Source organism: Herbiconiux sp. VKM Ac-2851 (genome assembly GCF_013205105.1).
In the GTDB taxonomy this organism is placed as follows: Bacteria; Actinomycetota; Actinomycetes; order Actinomycetales; family Microbacteriaceae; genus Herbiconiux; species Herbiconiux flava.
On sequence record NZ_JABMLJ010000001.1, the window covers coordinates 53,879 to 73,423 of the forward strand.

A 19,545-nucleotide genomic window follows, 5' to 3' on the forward strand; every position below is an offset into this window, starting at 1 on the left:
AGATGGTCCGAACCGCGCTCTCCGTCATCGCCGGCGCGACCGTCGTCGGCTTCGCCGCGCTGACCGCGCTGGCGCCGCCGCCCCTGCCCGTGGAGTCCCCGTTCGAGCAGGAGATCGAGGCGGCGCAGGCGGCCGCCGGCCCCGATTCGGTCGGGCAGACGTTCACCGTGCCCGGCGGGGCGGCCGGAGCATCCGTCGCCCGCGACTCGTACGACGCCGTCTCGGGCCTGCAGAACCTCTCGAAGGGCAGCACCAACCGCGACTGGGCGGTGCTCGTGCTCTACATGGCGGGCTTCCCGACGAGTGAGTCGAACATCACGGTGATGATGCGGTGGATGCGCCAGGAGAACGGCCCCGACGACTGGTGGCTGCGCAACAACCCGCTGAACAACGGCTGGGGCTCGGGCGGCGGCTCGGGGCTCGGCAGCTACGACACGCTCGTGACCGCGGCGGCGAACGTGGGCAACGCGCTGCACGGCAACCCGGGGTACTCGGCGATCGTGGCGGGGTTCTCGAGCTCGGCGCCCACGGGGCAGATCGAGGCGGCCATCTGGGCGTCGCCCTGGGCGACCTCGCACTACGGCAACGGCTCGCACTGGTCGCAGTCGCCGGTGCCCGTGTACGCGTCGCCGCCCGGCACCTGGGGCTGAGCGGCTTTCGCTAGCGTTGGGGCATGACCTCCGCACCGCTCCGCACCGCTGTCATCGGCTACGGCCTCGGCGGCCGCGTCTTCCACACGCCGTTCCTCGCCGCGTCGCCCGACTACTCGCTCGACGGGGTCGTGACCGGCTCGCCGTCGCGGGCTGACGCGGTGCGGGAGCAGTACGGCGACATCGTGATCCCGGATGCGGATGCCCTCCTCGCCCGCGCCGGTGACTTCGACGTGGTGGTCGTGACCACCCCGAACGCCACCCACGCACCGCTCGCGCACCGGGCCCTGGATGCCGGACTGCACGTCGTCGTCGACAAGCCCTTTGCCCTGACCGCGGCCGACGCCACCGCGCTCGTGGAGCACGCCTCGGCGGTGGGCCGCACGATCTCGGTGTTCCACAACCGCCGCTGGGACGGGGACTTCCTCACCGTGCGCCGCGTGATCGCCGACGGACTCGTCGGGGACGTACGGGTGTTCGAGTCGGCGTTCGAGGTGTGGAAGCCGACGCTGGGAGCCAAGAAGTGGAAGGAGGGCGCGGCAGCCGTCGACGGCGGGGGAGTGCTCTTCGACCTGGGCCCGCACGTCATCGACCAGGCGCTGCAGCTGTTCGGGCCCGTGACCGAGGTGCACGCCGAGCTCGACGCGCGGCGCGACGGAGCGGTGGCCGACGACGACGCCTTCGTGACCCTGCGGCACGCGAACGGGGTGCGCTCGCGCCTCTGGACGAGCCTCGTGGCGCCGTCGGCCCGGCCGCGGTTCCGGGTGATCGGCTCGTCGGCGGTCTTCGCGACGCGCGGTCTCGATCCGCAGGAGGCGCAGCTCGCGGGCGGCGCGAAGCCCGGTGACCCGGGCTACGGGCTCGAGGGCGCGGCGGTCGGAGTGCTCTCCCGGCCGGATGCGCCGGACGAGGAGCTGCCACTGGACGCCGGCGACTACCCCGCCTTCTACCGCGGATTCGCCGCCGCCGTGCTCTCGGGAGCTCCGGTGCCGGTCGCGCCCGAGGACGCCGTCGAGGTGCTGCGGATCATCGAGGAGGCCCACGGGCAGGCGCGGTAGGGGCGACCTCCGACATACTGGGGGCAGGACTCGACCCGAACGGCTCCCATCCCCGCACGACCGCTCCCTTCAGGAAGGCCGCTCTTTGTTCCCGTTCGACTCCCTCATCATCGTCGCCGTCGTCGGCGTCGTGGTGCTGATCGCGCTGATCGTGGTCATCACCCTGCTCCGCGGCATCAAGGTCGCCAAGCCCGACGAGGCGATCATCGTCACCTCGCGCCAGAAGGCCGTCAAGTCGGGCCAGACGGCGCTCGAGGAGACCGAGAACGCCGGCCAGCGCGTCGTCTTCGGCTCGCGCGTGTTCGTCAAGCCCATCGTCGAGGCGCACTTCAAGCTCTCGCTCCGCAGCCGGCAGCTCAACGTGCAGGCGACCGCCCAGACCAAGGACGCCATCACCATCAAGGTGAACGCCGTCGCCGTCGTGAAGGTCGGCGGCTCGGAGTCGATGGTGCGCGCCGCCGCCCAGCGCTTCCTGAACCAGCAGGACCAGATCGAGACCTCCACCGAGGAGGTGCTCTCCGGGTCGGTGCGATCGATCGTCGGCCAGCTGACGGTGACCGAGATCATCACGAACCGCCAGGCCCTCCAGGGCCAGGTGCTCGACGCCGTGCGCGAGTCGCTCGACGTGCAGGGCCTGCAGATCGACACGCTCCAGATCAAGGAGATCGACGACGACAACGGCTACATCCGCGACCTGGGTCGTGCCGAGGCGGCCCGCGTGAAGCAGGTCGCCGAGGTCGCCGAGTCGGTGGCCCGCCGCACCTCGGAGGAGGCCCGGATCGAGGCCGACCAGGCCGTCGCGGAGCAGCAGCGCAAGCTCGACCTGCGGAACGCCGAGATCCAGAAGGAGACCGACAAGGCCCGCGCCGAGGCCGCCGCCTCCCGCCCGCTGGCCGAGGCGATCTCGCAGCAGGAGGTCATCGCCCAGCAGGAGATCACCGCCGGCAAGCGCGTGGGCCTCCGCAAGCAGGAGCTCGACGCCGAGATCCGCGCCGTGGCCGACGCCGAGGCGTACTCGCTGGAGAAGAAGGCCCAGGCCGACGCGGCCGCCGCCGTCGCCGCCGCGGTCGCCGAGCGCGACCGCCGCAAGGCGCAGGCCGAGGCCGTCGAGGCCGAGGGTATCGCCGAGCGCAACCGCCGCCGCAGCGCCGCCGAGGCGACCGAGGCCGAGGGTGTGGCCGAGAAGAACCGCCGTATCGCGGCCGCCGAGGCGCTCCGGGCCGAGGGTGAGGCCGAGGCGAACTCCATCCGCGTGAAGGGTGCCGCCGAGGCGGAGGCCACGCGGGCGCAGGCCGACGCCCTCGAGGAGCGCGCCGACGACCTGCTGCGCCAGCAGGTGATCGGGCAGCTGCCTGCGATCGTGCGCGCGGCCTCGGAGCCGCTCGCCGCGATCACGAACATGACGGTCATCTCGAACGACGGCAACGGCGTCGAGCAGGTCGGCGGCAACGTCGCGAGCCAGCTCGCCTCGTCGATGCAGATCGTGAAGGATCTCGTGGGCATCGACCTGGCCGAGATCATCACCGGCCGCGCCTCGGGCGCCGCGGCCGGCGCCGCCGCGGGCCGTGCCCTGGCCGACGTGGGCGTCGCCCCCGCCGCCACCCGCACGGCTCCCAGCCCCGACGCCGCCAACTGATCGCGTCGCCGCCCCTCCATGCCTAGGCGGGAGGGGCGGCGCCCGGTAGCGTGAGCGCCATGGCTAGTGAGGCGACCACGGTCGACGTCGACGGACCGCACGGCACCCGCGAGGTGCGCATCTCGAGCCCGTCGCGGCTCGTCTTCCCCGAGGCGGGCATCACAAAGCTCGGCCTCGCCGAGTACCACATCGCCGTCGGGGAGGCCTTCCTCGCCGCCAACGGCGACCGGCCGATCTCGCTGCAGCGCTTCGGCGGTGACATCCACGGCGACCAGTTCTTCTCGAAGAACCCGCCGAAGGGCGCGCCCGACTACGTGCGCTCGGAGACGGTGACCTACCCCAGCGCCCGGGCGCATCCGCAGATCGTCATCGACGAGACCGCCGTGACGGTGTGGGCGGTGCAGATGAACACCGTCGTGTTCCACCCCTGGGCCTCGCGCGCCGAGACGAGCGACTTCCCCGACCAGCTGCGCATCGACCTCGACCCGCAGCCGGGCACCGACTTCGGCGACGCCGTGCCGATCGCGTTCGAGCTGCGGAAGGTGCTCGCCGACGCCGGCCTCGAGGCCTTCATCAAGACCTCGGGCAACCGCGGCCTGCACGTGTTCGCGCCGATCGAGCCGACCCGGGAGTTCCTCGACGTGCGCCACGCCGTGATCGCCGCGGCCCGCGAGCTCGAGCGGCGGATGCCCGAGCAGGTCACCACGAACTGGTGGAAGGAGGAGCGCGGGCAGCGCGTCTTCGTCGACTTCAACCAGGCCAATCGCGACCGCACCATGGCGGGGGCGTACAGCCCGCGGGCGCTCGCGCACGCTCCGGTGTCCTGCCCGATCACCTGGGACGAGCTGCCGGATGCCGACCCCACGGCGTTCACCGTGCTGACGGTGCCCGAGCGGCTGCGCACGGTGGGCGACCCGTGGGCGGGGATGGCCGAGCATCCGGGCACCATCGACGTGCTGATGGTGTGGTGGGCGCGCGACCTCGAGTCGGGGCTCGGCGAGCTGCCGTTCCCGCCCGACTACCCGAAGATGCCCGGGGAGCCGCCGCGCGTGCAGCCGAGCCGCGCCCGCCACGACGACTGAGGCGGCGACCGCGGCGTCGGCGCCGGGTGCGCGCCGCACCGCCGGCCCCGGCCGCGCACGGGTGTCGGCGCAGTGCCGTGACGCCCGGCGTCAGACCAGCACGTCGCCGAGGTCGTAGGCGATCGGCCGGTCGAGCTGCTCGAAGGTGCACGAGCGCGCCTCGCGGTCGGGTCGCCAGCGCTCGAACTGCACCGTGTGCCGGAACCGCATGCCCTCCATCTGGTCGTAGCGCACCTCGGCCACGAGCTCGGGCCGCAGCTTCACGAACGACACGTCCTTGCCCGAGGAGAAGCGGCTGCGCTCGCCCTCGCCGAGCACCGCGTTGCCCTCGGCGTCGCGTTCGACGTACGGCTCCAGCTCGTCGATCAGCTCGAGGCGGCGTTTGTCGGTGAACGCCGAGGCGCCGCCGACGCCGCGCAGGTCGCCCCGGCCGTCGCCGTCGTAGAGCCCGAGCAGCAGCGAGCCGACACCTCGGCCGCTCGCGTGTATGCGGTAGCCCGTGACGACCACGTCGGCCGTGCGGTGGTGCTTCACCTTGAGCATCACGCGCTTGCCCGGGGCGTAGGAGGCCGCGAGCGGTTTGGCGACGACCCCGTCGAGCCCGGCGCCCTCGAACTCCTCGAGCCAGCGCCGGGCGAGCTCGACATCGGCCGTGGTGCGCGAGAGGTGGAACGGGGCGGGCAGTCCTTCGGCGAGCTCCTCGAGCGCGTCGCGGCGGGCCGAGAATGGCTGCTCGAGCAGCGACTCGTCACCCCGCTCGAGCAGGTCGAACGCGACGAACAGCGCCGGCGTCTCGACCGCGAGCTTCGCCACGCGCGATGCCGCGGGGTGGATGCGCTGCGAGAGCGCCTCCCAGTCGAGCTTCGCCCGCCCGCCGTCGACCGCGACGGGCACGACGATCTCGCCGTCGAGCACGCAGGGCCCGGGCAGGATGCGCGCCAGCGCCTCGGTCAGTTCGGGGAAGTAGCGGGTCAGCGGCTTCGAGCCGCGGCTGCCGATCTCGACGCCGTCCGCCGTTCCGGAGCCGTCGTAGGAGATGACGCCCCGGAAGCCGTCCCACTTCGGCTCGTAGACGAGACCGCCCTCGACGCTCTCAGGCGCCGGGACGGCGGGGACGGCCTTGGCCAGCATCGGCGCGATCGTGCTCATGCCTCGATCATGGCCCCGAGACGTCCCCGGGGCCAGGGGAGCAGCGCACCGAGCGCAGGCGGAGGGGGTGGCGGATGCGCGGCACCGGCATACCGTGAAGGGATGGGCGCGAGAGAACTGTGGCTGGTGCGGCACGGCGAGAGCACGGCGAACGTGCAGGCGACCGCGGCCCAGGAGGCCGGCGAGGAGACGATCGAGGTCGACTGGCGCGATGCCGACGTGCCGCTCTCGCCCCTCGGCGAGCAGCAGGCGGCGGCCCTCGGCGCCTGGATCGCCGAGCACGCCGAGTTCGGCGTTCCGAACACCGTGTGGAGCTCCTCCTACCTGCGGGCGCGCCAGACCATCGAGATCGCGCTCGCCGAGGCGGGCGTCGAGATGACTCCGCGCGTCGACGAGCGGCTGCGCGACCGGGAGCTCGGGATCCTCGACCGGCTGACGGCGGTCGGCGTCGAGGCACGGTTCCCCGCCGAGGCGGAGCGGCGCCGGTGGCTCGGCAAGTTCTACTACCGGCCGCCGGGCGGGGAGTCCTGGGCCGACGTGGCGCTGCGCATCCGCTCGTTCCTGATGGACGTGGACGACGTCGACGACGAGGGCACCGCTCTCGTGGCCGCGCACGACGCCGTCGTCATGCTGTTCCTCTACGTCTGCGGCGAGATGGGCGAGGAGGAGATCCTCGACTTCGCGCAGGACCACACCGTCACGAACGCCTCCGTCACCCGCCTGGTGCGCCCCTCGGGGCAGGGCCGGTGGCGGGTCGCGACGTTCGCCGAGCACGAGCACCTCGACGCCTTGGCGGCGCCGACCGAGCATCCGGGAGACACCGATGAGCAGTGAGCAGAGCGATTCGACCACGGCTCAGGATGCGCGGCCGCCCGTCGTCGTCACCCCCGCCGTGCTGCGGGACTGGCCGCTGCCGGGCCCGGGCGCGTCGAAGTACGACCGGGGCCAGGTGCTCGTCGTGGGCGGCGACCGCCGTTCGCCCGGAGCCGCGCTGCTCGCCGCCGAGGCCACCCTCCGTGTCGGGGCCGGGCGCCTCACCATCGCGCTCGCCAAGAGCGTCGCGCTGACGGCCGCCGTCGCTCTGCCCGAGTCGGGCGTCGTGCCGCTGCCCGAGCGCTCGGGCCACATCGACGGCGCCTCGATCGACGAGGCCGTCGACGACCTCGGCTCGGCCGATGCCGTGCTGGTCGGCCCCGGTCTCGACGACGCCGACGAGGCGAAGCGGATGCTCGACCGCCTGCCCGCGCTCGTCGGAGAGTCGACCGTGCTGGTGCTCGACGCCTATGCGCTGGGAGTGCTGCCCGACTCATCCGCGCGGGAGGAGCTCGCCGATCGCCTCGTGCTGACGCCGAACGTGGGGGAGGCCGGCCGGCTGCTGGCCTCGACCGACGACGCCGAGCTCGCCAAGGGTGACGACCCCGATCTCGGTGAGGTCGCCCGGGCGGTCGCGCGCGAGTACGGGGCCGTCGTGTCGTGCCAGAACCGGATCGCGCACCCCGACGGCCGGCTCTGGATCGTCGGCACGGGCCACGGCGGCCTCGGCACCTCGGGGAGCGGCGACGTGCTGGCGGGCGCGATCACCGGGCTCTGCGCCCGGGGTGCGTCGCTCGAACAGGCCGCGGTATGGGCGACGCACGCCCACGCGGCGGCGGGGGACCGGCTGGCCGTGCGGGTGGGGCCGCTCGGGTTCCTGGCAAGCGAGCTGCTCACCGAGCTGCCGCGGGTGCTGGTCGAGGTCGGCTGAGCGGAGCCGAGCTCGCCCGCGCCGCCGAGTGATGCGGGCCGAGGATGGGTGCCACCGGCGCGGCTGGGCGGCTTCGCTCAGCGGGCCCGGTGCAGCGCGATCAGCTGCTCGGCCGAGTGGGCGAGGTGCTCGCGCACGGCGGGCTCGCCGCGCATCCGGATGCCCTCGAGCAGCCGATCGTGCTGCTCGACCATCTCGTCGGCCGGCAGCAGGGGCCGCAGCTGGTTCAGGAAGAGCAGCAGCTCGCTCTCGAGCTGGGCGTGCGCCTCGGTGATGCGGGGGCTGCCGGCCGAGGCCACCAGGGCGTGGTGCAGCTCGGCGTGCGCGCTCTCGATGGCGCGGTGGTCGTCGGGATGGCCCTCGCAGACCTCTCGGAGCCGAGCGTTCGCGGCCACCAGCTCGGGCGGCAGGGGGAGCGGTGCGCCCGCGGCGGTGCCGGTGCGTCGCCGGAGCAGGGCGACAGCCTCGCCCTCGAGTGCGGTGCGGTACTCCATCAGCGCCCGCACGTCGTCGTCGGAGAAGGCCCGCACCCGAGCGCCCTTGTAGGGCTCGAAGGTGACGAGGCGCTGCGCGGCCAGCAGCTGGAGGGCCGCCCGCACCGTGTGGCGGTTGACGCCGTGCTCGGCCGAGAGCGTCTCCTCGCGGAGCGCCTGACCCGGGGCGAGCCGGGCGTCGAGGATCAGCTCGCGCAGGGCCGCGGCCACGGTCTGCACCGCGGTCGACGGGGAGGCGGAGGCGGGCACGCTCCCGAGGCTAGCGCGAGCGGGCGCGGGGCGGGTGTTCATGGGAAGGTGAATCCATGCCGACCGACGACTCCGCCCTCGCCCGCCCGAACCCGCCGGGTGCCGCGACCCCCGCGCGCACCGACCCCGCGCACACCGACCCCGCGTCGCGCCCGAGCCTGCGCTCGATGCTCACCGACAAGTTCGGCCAGCTCGCGCTGCGGAGCCTGCAGATCATCGTGGTGCTGATCCTCGCCACCGTGGTCGTGTTCGCGCTGGTGCAGCTGAAGCTCGTGGTCATCCCGCTGCTGATCGCGATCATCCTCGCGGCCGCGGTGAGCCCCGTGCTGCGCTGGCTGAAGCATCACGGCTTCTCGGCCATGATGGCGACCTGGGTGACGCTGGTCGCCGCCATCCTCGTGTTCGGCGGGCTGATCACGCTGATCGTCTTCGCCGTGCGCGGGCAGTGGGACGAGCTGGGCAAGCGCGCGTCGGAGGGCGTGGACAACCTGCAGGGCTTCGTCACGAACCTGCCCTTCGACATCGACCAGTCGCAGATCGAGGACGCGAAGACCTCGGCCCTGGACTTCCTCACCAGCAGCCAGTTCGGCTCGGGGGCGCTAGCCGGGGTGTCGGCGGCGGGTGAGGTCATCACCGGTGCGGTGCTGGCGATCGTCATCCTGTTCTTCTTCATGAAGGACGGGCCGCAGATCTGGGCCTTCCTGCTGAAGCCGTTCAAGGGCTACCGGCACGAGCGCGGGGAGCGCATCGGCCACACCGCGGTGCGCACCCTCGGCGGGTACGTGCGAGGCACGGCCGTCGTCGCGCTCGTCGACTCGGTCGCCATCGGCGTGGGCGTCGCGATCGTCGGCGTGCCGCTGGCCCTGCCGCTCGCGATCATCGTCTTCGTGGGTGCCTTCATCCCGCTGATCGGTGCGACGCTGGCCGGCGTGCTGGCCGCGCTGGTGGCGCTCGTCGCCAACGGACCGGTGGCCGCCCTGATCGTGGTCGGCATCGTGATCGCCGTGAACCAGCTCGAGGGCAACTTCCTGCAGCCGGTCGTGATGGCGCAGTCGCTGAAGCTGCATCCGCTCGTCATCCTGGTCGCGCTGACCGCGGGCACCATCCTCGGCGGCATCGTCGGTGCCGTGCTGTCGGTGCCGATCGCGGCGGTCGGCTGGGCGATCATCAAGGTCTGGAACGGGCCGGCCCCCGAGCCCGAGCCGCATCCGAAACGCAAGAAGAAGGATCGGACACCGAAGGCCCAGCCGCCCACCGCGGAGGTCGTGGCCTAGCCACCTTCCCCGCACAGAGAACGCCCGGCCCCGCTTGTCAGCGGAGGCCGGGCGTTCTGGTCCCAGGGCCCTACTTCGTGACGATCGCCCGAACCAGCAGGCCGATGCCCGTTCCGACGGCGGCGACGAGCACGATCGCGGTGACCGTGGTCTTCTTGTGGGTGACCACGGCCTTCTTTGGGTCGGCCTTGAAGTCGTCGACGATCACCTCGGCACGCGCGGGCACGTCGAGCCGGTGCTCGATCTCGTCGACCAGTCCGGCCAGCTGCGCCCTGGTCTTGGCAATGTCGGCCTGCAGCTCGGCCCGGCTGCGCTGCGGTGCCTCGGTCTTCGCGTCGCCGTCGGCGTCGGCAGGCCCGGCGTCGGAGTGGTCGTGCGGCTTCATGGCGCGCGCGGTGGCGACGCCCCGGGCCACCTCGGAGATGGCCTTGGGCACCGACAGCTCGTCGCTCGACTTCTTCTTCGCCATGGAGGGTCCTTCCCGGGAGGTCAGTGCGAGCGTACCTTGCCGATGAGGTCGCCCGCCTTGTCGGCGGCCTTGCCCGCGACCTGCTCGACGGCGTCGCCGGCGCTCTGCACGGCCGACTGCACGTGGTCGTCGTGCCAGAGCTGCTGGGCCTTGTCGCGGATCTGCTCGTAGCGGCGGCGTCCGGCGCGGGCGCCGACGACGTAGCCGGCGGCGAAGGCGACGATGACGAGGATCTTCTTCATGAGTGCTGTCCGTTCAGTTCGCGGATGCGGTGCGAGACCGCCCTTCCCCCCCCATCGTTCTCCGGTCGGCGGCATCCGCAAAGGGCTCCCGGCGCTTTCCCGGGGGTTCACGGCACGACGATCGCGGGTTCGGTCGCCGCGAGCTCGTCCTCGATGCCGATCCGGGCGAGCACGACCTCACCGGCCAGCCGGGCGCCCGGCCCCTGCAGGAGCCCCGCCTTGATGCCCCCGAAAGTCACCGTGACGGCGGCGGGCAGCACGACCTCGTCGGCGACCTCCCCGGTGTCGGGGTCGACGCCGCTCGGCAGATCGACGGCCACGACCAGGGGCGTGCCCTCTCCCTCGGCGATCAGGTTCAGGATGCCCGCCACCACCTCGCGCGCCGGCCCCCGCAGCGCCGGTGCCGACGCCGACGTGCCGGTGCCGAGGATCCCGTCCACGACCACGTCGCTCTGCACCGCGACCCGCGCCGCCTCCGTCGCCCCGAGCGACCGCACCCCGACGCCCGCGGCCTCCGCCGCGGCGCGGCCGCCCTCGTGCACCCGCGTCCCCACCCGGATCGCCTCCACCACGACCCCCGTCCCGCCCGCGACCCCCGCCCCGCCCGCCAGTTCGGCCCCCGCGAACAGCGCGTCGCCCCCGTTCGACCCCGAGCCGACGAGCAGCACGACCCGCCACGGCCGTCGGCCGGGCGGAGGCGGGAGGGCGCCGAGCCGCGCGGCGATCTCCTCCGCCAGCGCGTGCGAGGCCCGCTCCATCAGCGGCTCGCCCGCCTCGAGGTGCGGGCGCTCGGCGTCGCGGACGGCCTGGGCGGTGTAGCCGGATCTCATGCGATCATCCTCGGCCGCGCATCCGTCGCCCGCAATCACGCAGGGAGCGGGGAGCAGAAGCCGACCCGGCGTACGGTCGTCGGCGTGCAGACCTTCTTGCCCTACCCCGACTTCCGCGCCAGCGCCCGCGCGCTCGACCGGGCCCGCCTCGGCAAGCAGCGCGTCGAGGCGCTGCAGGTGCTCCGCGCGGTGACGATCCCGACGTACGGCTGGCGCAACCACCCGGCCGCGAAAATGTGGCGCGGCTACCTGCCGGCGCTGACGAAGTACGCCCTCGAGGTCACCGACGAGTGGATCGAGCAGGGCCACGCCGACACCGTGCGCCCCCAGGTGCTCGCCTTCGCGCCCGAGGTGGACGCGCTGCGGCAGAGCGCCATCGTGCTGCCGCCCTGGATCGGCGACGAGGCCTTCCACCTCAGCCACCGCTCGAACCTGGTGCGCAAGGATCCCGAGTTCTACGGCGAGCTGTTCCCCGGCGTCCCGGCCGATCTGCCCTACCTCTGGCCCGGCGAGACGAGCCCGGAGGCATTCGAAAGCGCTCCATAGGGTCGTCATAGGGGGTGCATAGCCCGAGCGGCATGAATAGGGACATCCGTTCACGTCCCGTTCACTGGAGCCCCTCATGACCTACGCCGTCCTCGTCGCCCTCGACCTCCTGATGGTCGGGATCCTCACCTTCGGCCTCTACTTCCGCCGCCATCACCGCCGCGATCTCGTGGTCGCCTTCCTCGGCGTCAACGTCGGCGTGCTGGCCGTCTCGATGGTGCTCGGATCGAGCACCATCGGCGCCGGGCTCGGCCTCGGCCTCTTCGGGGTGCTGAGCATCATCCGCCTCCGCAGCGACGAGATCGCCCAGCACGAGGTCGCGTACTACTTCTCCGCGCTCGCCCTCGGCCTCCTCGCCGGGCTCGGCAGCACGCTGAGCGTTCTCTCGATCAGCCTGATGGTGCTCATCCTCGCCGTGATGTTCGTCGGCGACAGCCGCCGTCTGTTCCCGCGGCACCGTCAGCAGAGCATCGTGCTCGACCGCGCGTTCACCGACGAGCCGGCGCTCACCGCGCACCTCGAGCAGCTGCTCGGCGGGCGGGTGAAGCAGGTGCAGGTGAAGAGCCTCGACCTGGTGAACGACACCACGGTGGTCGACGTGCGGTACACGGTTCCGGATGCGCGAGCCGCCGCCCCGGCCGTCGACGTCGCGGCGCCGGCCGCTCCCGCCGCCCGCGCCGAGGCGGCGGCCCGATGACCGGCCCGCTCGACCTCGGCGCCTTCGACCCCATCTCGCTCGAGGAGCTGACCGCCCGGGCCGCGCTGCAGACGCGGGTCGACCGCAAGTACGTCGTGCCGGTGGGGGAGCTGGCGGGCATCCTGGATCATCTCGGACCCGAGACGCGGGTGCTGGAAATGGACGGGGTGCGCGCCTTCCGCTACGAGTCGGTGTACTTCGACACCCCCGAGCTGACGAGCTACCGGATGGCGGCGCACGCCCGTCGGCGCCGTTTCAAGATGCGCACCCGCGCCTACGTCGACTCGGCCACCGCCTACCTCGAGGTGAAGACCCGTGGGGCTCGCTCGGCCACCGTCAAGGAGCGGCTCGAGTACGCCTTCGACGAGCGGTCGGTGCTGAACGGCGACGGCCTGCTCTACGCCCACGACACCCTCGACGGAGCCGGCTTCGAGCTCGAGTCCGAGCAGCTGCGGCGCACGGTGGTGACCCGCTACCGCCGGGCCACGCTGTTCGTGCCGGGCGACGGGCGGGACACGCGTCCGGAGAGCCGCGCCACCGTCGACACCCGGCTCGCCTGGGAGCTCGACCCCTGCGTCACCGGGGAGGCCCGCCGCATCGAGACGCCCGGCATAGCCATCGTCGAGACGAAGTCGGGCTCGCGGCCCTCGGGCGTCGACCGGGTGCTCTGGGCGCACGGTCACCGGCCGTCGACCATCTCGAAGTACGGCACCGGACTCGCCGCCCTCGTGCCGGCGCTGCCCGCCAACAAGTGGTCGCGGGTGCTCCGCCGCCACTTCACCCCCGCCGCCTGACGCGGCCCCGAACATCCGATCGAGGAGATCAACATGAACCGCACGACCACCGTCTTCCCCCTGCTGGCCGGGGGCGTCGTCACCGTCGCCCTGCTGGCCGGATGCGCCACCACCGTCGCCACCGGCTCGGGCACGACCGCCGAGTCCGTCGACACCTCCTCGTCGGCGAGCACGGCCGCCGCCGGGGTGGACGCCACGCAGAACGCCGCCGCCGTGCTCGCCGCGAACGAGAGCGTGCACCAGTTCACCGACGACGACAGCGGAGACGCCTCCGCCACCACGATCGCGCTCTCGGGCGGCACCGCGACCGTCTCCGGAACCGACGCCGGCAGCGTCACCGTCGACGGCGGAACCGTCACCATCACCGCCTCGGGCACCTATCGCGTCAGTGGCGAGCTCACCGACGGGCAGCTCGTCGTCGACTCGGGCGACACGGGCACCGTGCGGCTCATCCTCGACGGGGCGTCCATCTCCAGCAGCACGACCTCGGCCATCGCCGTCACCGCCGCGGAGGAAGTGGTGCTGGTGCTCGCGGACGGCTCGACGAACAGCCTGAGTGACACGTCCGCCTACGCCGAGGAGTCGGCCGACGACAGCACCAGCACCCCGAACGCCGCCCTCTGGAGCTCGGCCGACCTGCTGATCACGGGCGACGGAGCACTCTCGGTCACCGGCAACGGCAACGACGGCATCACCGGCAAGGACGGCGTCGTCATCGCCTCGGGATCGATCACGGTCGACGCGGCCGACGACGGCGTGCGCGGCAAGGACTACCTCGTCGTCTCGGGCGGCACCCTCGACGTGACGGCCGGCGGCGACGGCCTGAAGTCCGACGAGGACGGCGACGTCACCCGCGGCTTCGTCAGCGTCACGGGCGGCACGATCACGGTCGCTTCCGCCGACGACGCGGTGCAGGCGCAGACCGACGTGGTCGTCACCGGCGGCACCCTCGACCTCACGGCCGGCGGCGGCTCGGCCGCAGCGCCCGAGCGCGCCTCCACCCCCGGTGCGGGCTTCGCTGACGACCAGGCGTCGACCGACAGCACGAGCACGACGGATGACACCGCGTCGGCGAAGGGCATCGCGAGCGAGGTGATCACCGTCCTGGAGGGTGGCACCGTCACCGTCGACTCCGCCGACGACGCCGTCAACTCGGCCGCCTACGTGCACGTCACGGGCACGGCGGAGGTCACCTCGACCGCCGGCGACGACGGGGTGCACGCCGATTCGGCGCTCGTCGTCGACGGTGGCACCCTCGACGTCGCGTCCAGCTACGAGGGCCTCGAGTCGCAGCACATCACCGTCGCGGGCGGCGACACCTCCGTCACCTCGAGCGACGACGGCCTGAATGCCGCCGGCGGCACGACCACCGACACCGCGGATGCCGCGGGGGGCATGGGCGGCGGCGAGATGGCGGCCGGCGACCAGACGATCACGATCTCGGGCGGCACGCTCACGGTCGACTCGGGCGGCGACGGTCTCGACTCGAACGGCAGCATGACGATCACGGGCGGCACGACCGTCGTGAACGGGCCGACCGACTCCGGCAACGGAGCCCTCGACGTGAACGGCGACTTCACCGTCTCGGGCGGCTCGCTGCTGGCCACCGGCAGCTCGGGCATGGCCGTCTCGCCGGGCACGGCCTCCGCCCAGGGGTGGCTCTCGGCCACGGCGACGACCACGATCGAGGCGGGCGAGATCGTCCAGATCCTGGCCGCCGACGGCACCGAGCTCGCGTCCTTCCAATCGGCGAAGGAGTTCCAGAACGTCGTGTACTCCTCCTCGACCGTCTCCTCCGGAGCGAGCTACAGCATCGTCACCGGCGGCACGACCGCCGCCACGGTGACGGCGGGTGAGGCGGCCGCCGGCACGATGGGCGGCGGGGGCGGCGGGATGCCCGCCGGCGGCGCGGGAGGCACGCCTCCCACCGGCCGCCGGCCGTAGCCGTCCGGTGGCGTCTCCGGGTGCGGATCGGCCTTCCACCGCCCCGCACCCGGAGACGCATTACCGCGTATGGAGAGGTTTCCCAGAAAAACGACTCATACTTGTGGCTTCAATCGTTCGCCTCCAGCGCCGGGAAACCCATCCTGGTCAGGCGGATCGTGACAGAAGCCGTGACGGCTTCAACCCGACACCGACCGTCACCGCCAATCGCCGCCAGGCATCGCGCCCCCACCCCACGCGGGCCCCTGCGCTGTCGTTCTCACCCGAGCTCGAACCGCGGCTGGACTGCAGGCTGCCCGATCACCGCACGCCGTGCATCCGTTGGCCCACCCCAGGGAACCCATGAGCACCGCTGAGAACACCACCCCCGACAGGCCCCAGAGCACCCGCACCCCGATGAGCACCACCCCCGCACCCGCGAACTCGGCACCCGCCAACCCCACGCCCGCCGCCCTCACCGCCTCGGCCCCGCCCGCCACCCGCCGTGACCGCCGCGCCGTCGAGCGCAGCGCCGGCGCCCGCCGGGCCGACGACCGCCGCCGCAAGCAGCGCAGCGCGATCGTGCCGGTGGCCGGCTTCGCCGCCGCCGGCCTGCTCGTGACGCTGACGGCGTTCTCGCACCCCACGATCGCGAACGCGCAGACCGTCTCGGTCGGCTCGACGATTGCGTCCACCGTGACCGCTGCCGGCACCCAGCTGCCGAGCACCGAGGAGCAGAAGGCCGTCGACGCCCTCTTCGACACGACCTCGAAGCAGGCCGACGAGCGCGCCGACCGCGCGGTCTCGCAGGCCACCTCGGTGCTGACCGCTGCCAAGGGCCAGGTCGACACCACGGCGCTGTCGACGTCGATCGCCTCGCTGGCCAACTACGCGTACCTCGACACCACGACGGTGCAGACGCTGACCACGCAGGCCGTGACGCAGACCGCCTCGGTGCAGAACCAGAAGGCGGCCCTCGACAAGGCCGCCGCCGAGGCCGCCGCCGCAGCCCAGGCCGCCGCCGAGGCCGCTGCCGCCCAGGCGGCCGCCGACGCCGCCGCTGCCGCGCAGGCCGCGGCCGACCGTCTCGCCGCCTCGACCACGCCCGACGGCGCCCGCGCCGCCGCCGCCCAGATCGCGGCGTCCGACTACGGCTGGGGCTCCGACCAGTTCCAGTGCCTCGACTCGCTCTGGACCAAGGAGTCCGGCTGGAACTACCAGGCCGAGAACGCCTCGAGCGGTGCCTTCGGCATCCCGCAGTCGCTGCCCGGCAGCAAGATGTCGACCATCGCCGACGACTGGGCCACCAACCCGGTCACTCAGATCAGCTGGGGCCTGAAGTACATCGCGGCCGGCTACGGCACCCCCTGCTCGGCCTGGTCGCACTCGCAGTCGGTCAACTGGTACTGATCTCCGAACCCGGCGAATCCCTGTGGTCGTCACCCCACCGCTAGCATGTGACGGGTGACGACCACACCGCCGGCACCGCCCCAGGGCGTGCGGGCGCGCGCCAGGGCGCTGGGCGAGAGGGTGCCCACGAAGTACGTCGTCACGGGTCTCACCGGGGTCGTGCTGCTCGCCACCGCCGGGTTCGGCGGTCTCGCCGACGCCCCGTCCTCCCCGCTGCCGGTCGTCGCCGCGGGCGAGAGCGTCACGGGAGCGCAGCTCCGCATCGCCGTCGAGCGGGCGGTGCTGATCGACGGGTTCCCCGAGCAGAGCATCGTGCCCGACCCGGGCAAGCGCCTGCTGGTGCTCGTCACCGAGGTCGAGAACCTCACCGACGTGCCCGTGAGCACGGGGAACGGCTTCGGCGCCGCCGACAACCTCCGCCCGACCGGCGTGCCCGGCCTCGACGCCGGCTCGCAGCCGCTCACGGTGGTGGTGCTCGACGACGCGGCCGAGCTGGCCCAGCTGCAGCCCCGCGTGCCGGTCGAGCTGGCCTACGTCTGGCAGGTCGACGACGGCGCCCTCGGGGCCGGCGACCCGCTCGACGTCGACGTCTACGACAAGAGCTACCGGGCCGAGGGCTTCGTGACCTACGGCGCCCGCTACGAGAACCCGTTCCTCTTCGCGCGGGCCGAGCTCGAGGTCGACGACGTCGGTGCGGGGGCCGACGGATGACCGTGCCCGCCGACACCGTGACGGCCCCCTCCGGCGACCCGGCGCCCGCGCGCGTCCCGTGGTGGCGCCACGCCCTCAGCGCCCTGGTGCTCGTCGGCCTGCTCGCCGTGGCCGGCGTCGTCGCCGACACCGCCCCGAGCGGCGGCGGCTGGCAGGCGCCCGTCGAGGTCGAGGGCCGTCTCGGCGAGACGGTCACCGGCCGCAACATCGAGGCGACCGTGCGGGGCGTGCGCGCCGCCGACAGCGTCACGACCTCGAACGGCTGGCAGGGCGCCACCACCGGGGTCTGGATCGTCGTCGACCTGAGCGTCGCCGCCGTGGTCGACGACCGCGCGGCGCTGCTCGACGGCGCGGTGCTGCGGATCGGCGACCGCAGCTACAGCGCCTCCGACCGACCCGGGCTCTCGGTGCTCGCCGGGCGGTCGCTCAGCGTGGGCATCCCGATGACCGGGCCGCTGCTGTTCGAGATCCCGCGCGACGACCTCGACAGCGCCGACGGCCGCGGTGCCCGGCTCGAGCTCGGGCTCGATGCCGATCCGCGCGTCGACTCGCTGCTCGTGGTGCCGGTCGATCTCACCGAGCTCGCCGCCGTGCCCACGATCGAGACCGACGAGCCGGTCCTCGGCACCCCGGCGTCGGGCGAGCCGACCGAGGGGGCGGCCGGATGAGCGGCTGGCTGCGGCGCAACGCGATCGCGCTCGGCGCGGTCGTCGTGCTCGTGCCCGCCTCCCTGTTCGTGAGCTTCTCGTCCGACTGGCTGAGCTACTGGCAGCAGCGGGCGAGCAGCCCCGTCGCCGTGGACCGCGGCGCCGACGTCGGCTTCGGGGGAGCCAAGTGGCGGGTCACGGAGGTGCAGCGCATCCGCTCGACCGAGCTGCCCGCCGATGCGGGGGCCCCGCCCGGAACGGATGCCGTGGTCGTCTCGGTCGCCGTGTCGCCCGGCGAAGCGACGGCGCCCGGCTGCCTGTTCACGCTCGAGGAGACGCGGGAGGGAGCGGAGCCGCGCAGCTGGAGCGCCGACACGGGCGCCGACATCGATCTCGGTCTCGGTCTCGACGTCCCGCTCTCGTGCGACCCGGAGCAGACCGGCGACTACACCCTGGAGGCCGTCTTCGTCGTGCCGGCCGACACGGGCGACGCACTGCGACTGAACGTGGAGGTGGTGGACGAGCTGCCGCGGTATCTGAGCGTCACGCTGTAGGCGACGGCGACGGCGACGGCGACACGGTCGTAGCCGCTGCCGCTGACGGGGCCGCCGGGTCGCCGCCCTCGGCCTCCGCCGCTTCCCGCCGCTCCTCGAGCCGACGCAAGCAGAAGTCGTAGGCCGCCGCGATCAGGCAGAGCCGCAGCGGCTCGACGATCACGCCGACCACGAACACCAGCATGTCGTCGAAGTTCATCCACCACGTGTTCAAATCGTGCGGCCCGATCACCCGCACCCCGGCGAGCAGCAGCCACGACGAGGCCGCCTCGATCACGGTGTAGCCGAGCACGAACAGCCCCATCGGGGCGGCACCCGCGCGCCAGATCAGCAGGAAGGCCGAGACGATCGGCTTGAACCGCCCGGTGAGGCCGTCGCCCAGCTCGGCGAGGCGGCGGCGCAGCTGACCGGGCAGCCCGTCGATGCGCTTGCGGGCGCTGGTGTAGTAGACGTTCTTCGGCCGGTAGGCGATCTTCGGCGCGGCCAGGGCCCGGCCGTAGACGATGCCGGCGAGGGTGAGCCAGGCCAGCGGCAGCAGCACCAGACCGCCGGTGCGGTCGATAGCCCACTCGATCGCACCCCAGGCGACCCCGATCGGGTGCACCACCTCGAGGGCCGAGGCGCGCACCGACTCGTACCACTGCACTGCGGATCGGCCCTGGATCCAGCCGGTGAACTGGGCGACGTAGCTGTTGATGAAGTAGAGGGCGATGTAGATCCACACGGCCTCGCAGTAGACGGCGACGACGCTCGACCAGGCCGGCAGCTTCGGCCGGTACCGCTTCAGCAGGGTGCGCCCGGCGAAGGCGACGACGATCACGCCGATCGACCAGACGTCGAGCCGCACGTTCAGCACCGAGGCGGAGCTGTCGACGCCGGACTGGAACGGGTTGATGTTCTCCAGCGACCCGGTGGCGTACTGCTGCACGTCGGCGCTGAGCAGCTGCCAGGCCGCATAGAAGGTGAAGAACGGCAGGATGCTCGTCAGCACGATCTCGGTGACCCGCCGGCGCCCGGTCTCGGGCCCGGCCGGCTCCTCGGTGCCGCGGCCCGAGCGGCGCAGCTCCTGGAAGGCGGGCATGCTCGGGCGCAGCACCAGGAACATCGCGATGAAGCTGCCGAGCCGGGCGAGCGCCGCCAGCGGCAGGATGAGCAGGCCGATCAGGGCGCTCGTGGCGCCGAAGTACGAGGCCAGCTCGATGATCAGGTAGCGCGCCAGCCAGCCCGCGAGATACCACGCCAGAAGCGCCGGCCAGTGGGCGGCGACGAGGCGGAGGGTGCGCGCCGGAATCGAGAGCACGGCCCCAGGCTAGCGGGTGCGCCGCATCGTCGCGTGCCGGTCCCGCGGCCGCCGGGAAGGGGTGGGCCCGCATCCGTGCCCCCCGG

Annotated in this window: 21 protein-coding genes; 15 read left to right on the forward strand and 6 right to left on the reverse strand. The window is 72.9% G+C overall.

Going from position 1 to position 19,545, the window contains the following annotated elements; all coding sequences use genetic code 11:
- The first annotated feature begins 2 nt into the window (after positions 1-2).
- The 4 genes from HQQ85_RS00250 (at position 3) to ligD (ending at position 4,426) form a co-directional block, all read left to right on the forward strand.
- A complete protein-coding gene (locus tag HQQ85_RS00250) occupies positions 3-650 on the forward strand; it encodes a hypothetical protein (RefSeq protein ID WP_173180514.1) in 648 nt (215 codons plus the stop codon).
- 23 nt (positions 651-673) lie between these two features.
- Positions 674-1,708: a Gfo/Idh/MocA family oxidoreductase gene (locus HQQ85_RS00255; RefSeq protein ID WP_173180515.1), complete on the forward strand. Its 1,035-nt coding sequence runs from the start codon at positions 674-676 to the stop codon at positions 1,706-1,708.
- A gap of 85 nt (positions 1,709-1,793) precedes the next feature.
- Positions 1,794-3,344 carry an SPFH domain-containing protein gene (locus tag HQQ85_RS00260; RefSeq protein WP_173180516.1) on the forward strand — a complete coding sequence of 517 codons (1,551 nt, stop codon included), beginning with the start codon at positions 1,794-1,796 and terminating at the stop codon, positions 3,342-3,344.
- A 59-nt stretch (positions 3,345-3,403) separates the two neighbouring features.
- Positions 3,404-4,426 (forward strand): non-homologous end-joining DNA ligase, encoded by a 1,023-nt coding sequence (gene ligD / locus HQQ85_RS00265; RefSeq protein WP_173180517.1) that lies wholly within the window; start codon positions 3,404-3,406, stop codon positions 4,424-4,426.
- Between the two features lie 90 nt (positions 4,427-4,516).
- Here the strand turns inward: ligD and HQQ85_RS00270 are convergent, their stop codons facing one another.
- Complete coding sequence (locus tag HQQ85_RS00270; protein WP_254069061.1) at positions 4,517-5,575, reverse strand: ATP-dependent DNA ligase; 1,059 nt, start codon at positions 5,573-5,575, stop codon at positions 4,517-4,519.
- 102 nt (positions 5,576-5,677) lie between these two features.
- On the opposite strand from HQQ85_RS00270, the gene HQQ85_RS00275 reads away from it, so the two are divergent.
- Positions 5,678-6,409, forward strand: coding sequence for a histidine phosphatase family protein (locus tag HQQ85_RS00275; protein WP_173180518.1), 732 nt, complete (start codon positions 5,678-5,680; stop codon positions 6,407-6,409).
- Positions 6,399-7,319 carry an NAD(P)H-hydrate dehydratase gene (locus HQQ85_RS00280; RefSeq protein ID WP_173180519.1) on the forward strand — a complete coding sequence of 307 codons (921 nt, stop codon included), beginning with the start codon at positions 6,399-6,401 and terminating at the stop codon, positions 7,317-7,319. The genes HQQ85_RS00275 and HQQ85_RS00280 overlap by 11 nt, the downstream gene beginning before the upstream one ends.
- A gap of 77 nt (positions 7,320-7,396) precedes the next feature.
- Here HQQ85_RS00280 and HQQ85_RS00285 read toward each other — a convergent pair whose 3' ends face one another.
- Positions 7,397-8,062, reverse strand: a complete 666-nt coding sequence (locus HQQ85_RS00285; RefSeq protein WP_173180520.1) for a GntR family transcriptional regulator — start codon at positions 8,060-8,062, stop codon at positions 7,397-7,399.
- Between the two features lie 56 nt (positions 8,063-8,118).
- Between HQQ85_RS00285 and HQQ85_RS00290 the strand changes: the two genes are divergently transcribed.
- A complete protein-coding gene (locus HQQ85_RS00290) occupies positions 8,119-9,336 on the forward strand; it encodes an AI-2E family transporter (protein WP_173180521.1) in 1,218 nt (405 codons plus the stop codon).
- Between the two features lie 70 nt (positions 9,337-9,406).
- Here HQQ85_RS00290 and HQQ85_RS00295 read toward each other — a convergent pair whose 3' ends face one another.
- The 3 genes from HQQ85_RS00295 to HQQ85_RS00305 all read right to left on the reverse strand — a co-directional run bounded on the left by HQQ85_RS00295 (position 9,407) and on the right by HQQ85_RS00305 (position 10,877).
- Entirely contained in the window at positions 9,407-9,805 is a 399-nt protein-coding gene (locus HQQ85_RS00295; protein WP_173180522.1) for a DUF3618 domain-containing protein, read from the reverse strand.
- 20 nt (positions 9,806-9,825) lie between these two features.
- Positions 9,826-10,047 (reverse strand): hypothetical protein, encoded by a 222-nt coding sequence (locus tag HQQ85_RS00300; protein WP_173180523.1) that lies wholly within the window; start codon positions 10,045-10,047, stop codon positions 9,826-9,828.
- 107 nt (positions 10,048-10,154) lie between these two features.
- The gene (locus HQQ85_RS00305; RefSeq protein WP_173180524.1) at positions 10,155-10,877 is read right to left on the reverse strand and encodes an NAD(P)H-hydrate epimerase; all 723 of its coding nucleotides are present in this window, start codon (positions 10,875-10,877) and stop codon (positions 10,155-10,157) included.
- 84 nt (positions 10,878-10,961) lie between these two features.
- On the opposite strand from HQQ85_RS00305, the gene HQQ85_RS00310 reads away from it, so the two are divergent.
- From HQQ85_RS00310 to HQQ85_RS00345, 8 genes are all read left to right on the forward strand, one after another.
- On the forward strand, positions 10,962-11,423 hold the full coding sequence (locus HQQ85_RS00310; protein WP_173180525.1) for an MSMEG_6728 family protein: 462 nt from the start codon (positions 10,962-10,964) through the stop codon (positions 11,421-11,423).
- 76 nt (positions 11,424-11,499) lie between these two features.
- Positions 11,500-12,120 carry a DUF4956 domain-containing protein gene (locus HQQ85_RS00315; RefSeq protein WP_173180526.1) on the forward strand — a complete coding sequence of 207 codons (621 nt, stop codon included), beginning with the start codon at positions 11,500-11,502 and terminating at the stop codon, positions 12,118-12,120.
- Complete coding sequence (locus tag HQQ85_RS00320) at positions 12,117-12,914, forward strand: VTC domain-containing protein (protein ID WP_173180527.1); 798 nt, start codon at positions 12,117-12,119, stop codon at positions 12,912-12,914. The genes HQQ85_RS00315 and HQQ85_RS00320 overlap by 4 nt, the downstream gene beginning before the upstream one ends.
- 33 nt (positions 12,915-12,947) lie before the next feature.
- Positions 12,948-14,858: a carbohydrate-binding domain-containing protein gene (locus HQQ85_RS00325; protein ID WP_173180528.1), complete on the forward strand. Its 1,911-nt coding sequence runs from the start codon at positions 12,948-12,950 to the stop codon at positions 14,856-14,858.
- 342 nt (positions 14,859-15,200) lie between these two features.
- Positions 15,201-16,247 carry a phospholipase gene (locus HQQ85_RS00330; RefSeq protein WP_173180529.1) on the forward strand — a complete coding sequence of 349 codons (1,047 nt, stop codon included), beginning with the start codon at positions 15,201-15,203 and terminating at the stop codon, positions 16,245-16,247.
- A 54-nt stretch (positions 16,248-16,301) separates the two neighbouring features.
- Positions 16,302-16,958 (forward strand): hypothetical protein, encoded by a 657-nt coding sequence (locus HQQ85_RS00335; protein ID WP_173180530.1) that lies wholly within the window; start codon positions 16,302-16,304, stop codon positions 16,956-16,958.
- Complete coding sequence (locus HQQ85_RS00340) at positions 16,955-17,626, forward strand: hypothetical protein (RefSeq protein ID WP_173180531.1); 672 nt, start codon at positions 16,955-16,957, stop codon at positions 17,624-17,626. Before HQQ85_RS00335 ends, HQQ85_RS00340 begins: the two co-directional genes overlap by 4 nt.
- Complete coding sequence (locus tag HQQ85_RS00345; protein WP_173180532.1) at positions 17,623-18,159, forward strand: hypothetical protein; 537 nt, start codon at positions 17,623-17,625, stop codon at positions 18,157-18,159. The genes HQQ85_RS00340 and HQQ85_RS00345 overlap by 4 nt, the downstream gene beginning before the upstream one ends.
- Here the strand turns inward: HQQ85_RS00345 and HQQ85_RS00350 are convergent.
- Positions 18,149-19,459 (reverse strand): hypothetical protein, encoded by a 1,311-nt coding sequence (locus HQQ85_RS00350; RefSeq protein WP_173180533.1) that lies wholly within the window; start codon positions 19,457-19,459, stop codon positions 18,149-18,151. The two genes, HQQ85_RS00345 and HQQ85_RS00350, sit on opposite strands and share 11 nt — an antisense overlap.
- Positions 19,460-19,545 lie beyond the last annotated feature (86 nt).

Excerpts from the sequence above, each read along its gene's own strand:
- HQQ85_RS00250 (WP_173180514.1), top strand. The coding sequence starts at position 3 with ATGGTCCGAACCGCGCTCTCCGTCATCGCCGGCGCGACCGTCGTCGGC.
- HQQ85_RS00255 (WP_173180515.1), top strand. The coding sequence starts at position 674 with ATGACCTCCGCACCGCTCCGCACCGCTGTCATCGGCTACGGCCTCGGC.
- ligD (WP_173180517.1), top strand. The coding sequence starts at position 3,404 with ATGGCTAGTGAGGCGACCACGGTCGACGTCGACGGACCGCACGGCACC.
- HQQ85_RS00270 (WP_254069061.1), bottom strand. The coding sequence starts at position 5,575 with ATGAGCACGATCGCGCCGATGCTGGCCAAGGCCGTCCCCGCCGTCCCG.
- HQQ85_RS00275 (WP_173180518.1), top strand. The coding sequence starts at position 5,678 with ATGGGCGCGAGAGAACTGTGGCTGGTGCGGCACGGCGAGAGCACGGCG.
- HQQ85_RS00280 (WP_173180519.1), top strand. The coding sequence starts at position 6,399 with ATGAGCAGTGAGCAGAGCGATTCGACCACGGCTCAGGATGCGCGGCCG.
- HQQ85_RS00290 (WP_173180521.1), top strand. The coding sequence starts at position 8,119 with ATGCCGACCGACGACTCCGCCCTCGCCCGCCCGAACCCGCCGGGTGCC.
- HQQ85_RS00295 (WP_173180522.1), bottom strand. The coding sequence starts at position 9,805 with ATGGCGAAGAAGAAGTCGAGCGACGAGCTGTCGGTGCCCAAGGCCATC.
- HQQ85_RS00300 (WP_173180523.1), bottom strand. The coding sequence starts at position 10,047 with ATGAAGAAGATCCTCGTCATCGTCGCCTTCGCCGCCGGCTACGTCGTC.
- HQQ85_RS00305 (WP_173180524.1), bottom strand. The coding sequence starts at position 10,877 with ATGAGATCCGGCTACACCGCCCAGGCCGTCCGCGACGCCGAGCGCCCG.
- HQQ85_RS00315 (WP_173180526.1), top strand. The coding sequence starts at position 11,500 with ATGACCTACGCCGTCCTCGTCGCCCTCGACCTCCTGATGGTCGGGATC.
- HQQ85_RS00320 (WP_173180527.1), top strand. The coding sequence starts at position 12,117 with ATGACCGGCCCGCTCGACCTCGGCGCCTTCGACCCCATCTCGCTCGAG.
- HQQ85_RS00325 (WP_173180528.1), top strand. The coding sequence starts at position 12,948 with ATGAACCGCACGACCACCGTCTTCCCCCTGCTGGCCGGGGGCGTCGTC.
- HQQ85_RS00330 (WP_173180529.1), top strand. The coding sequence starts at position 15,201 with ATGAGCACCGCTGAGAACACCACCCCCGACAGGCCCCAGAGCACCCGC.
- HQQ85_RS00340 (WP_173180531.1), top strand. The coding sequence starts at position 16,955 with ATGACCGTGCCCGCCGACACCGTGACGGCCCCCTCCGGCGACCCGGCG.
- HQQ85_RS00345 (WP_173180532.1), top strand. The coding sequence starts at position 17,623 with ATGAGCGGCTGGCTGCGGCGCAACGCGATCGCGCTCGGCGCGGTCGTC.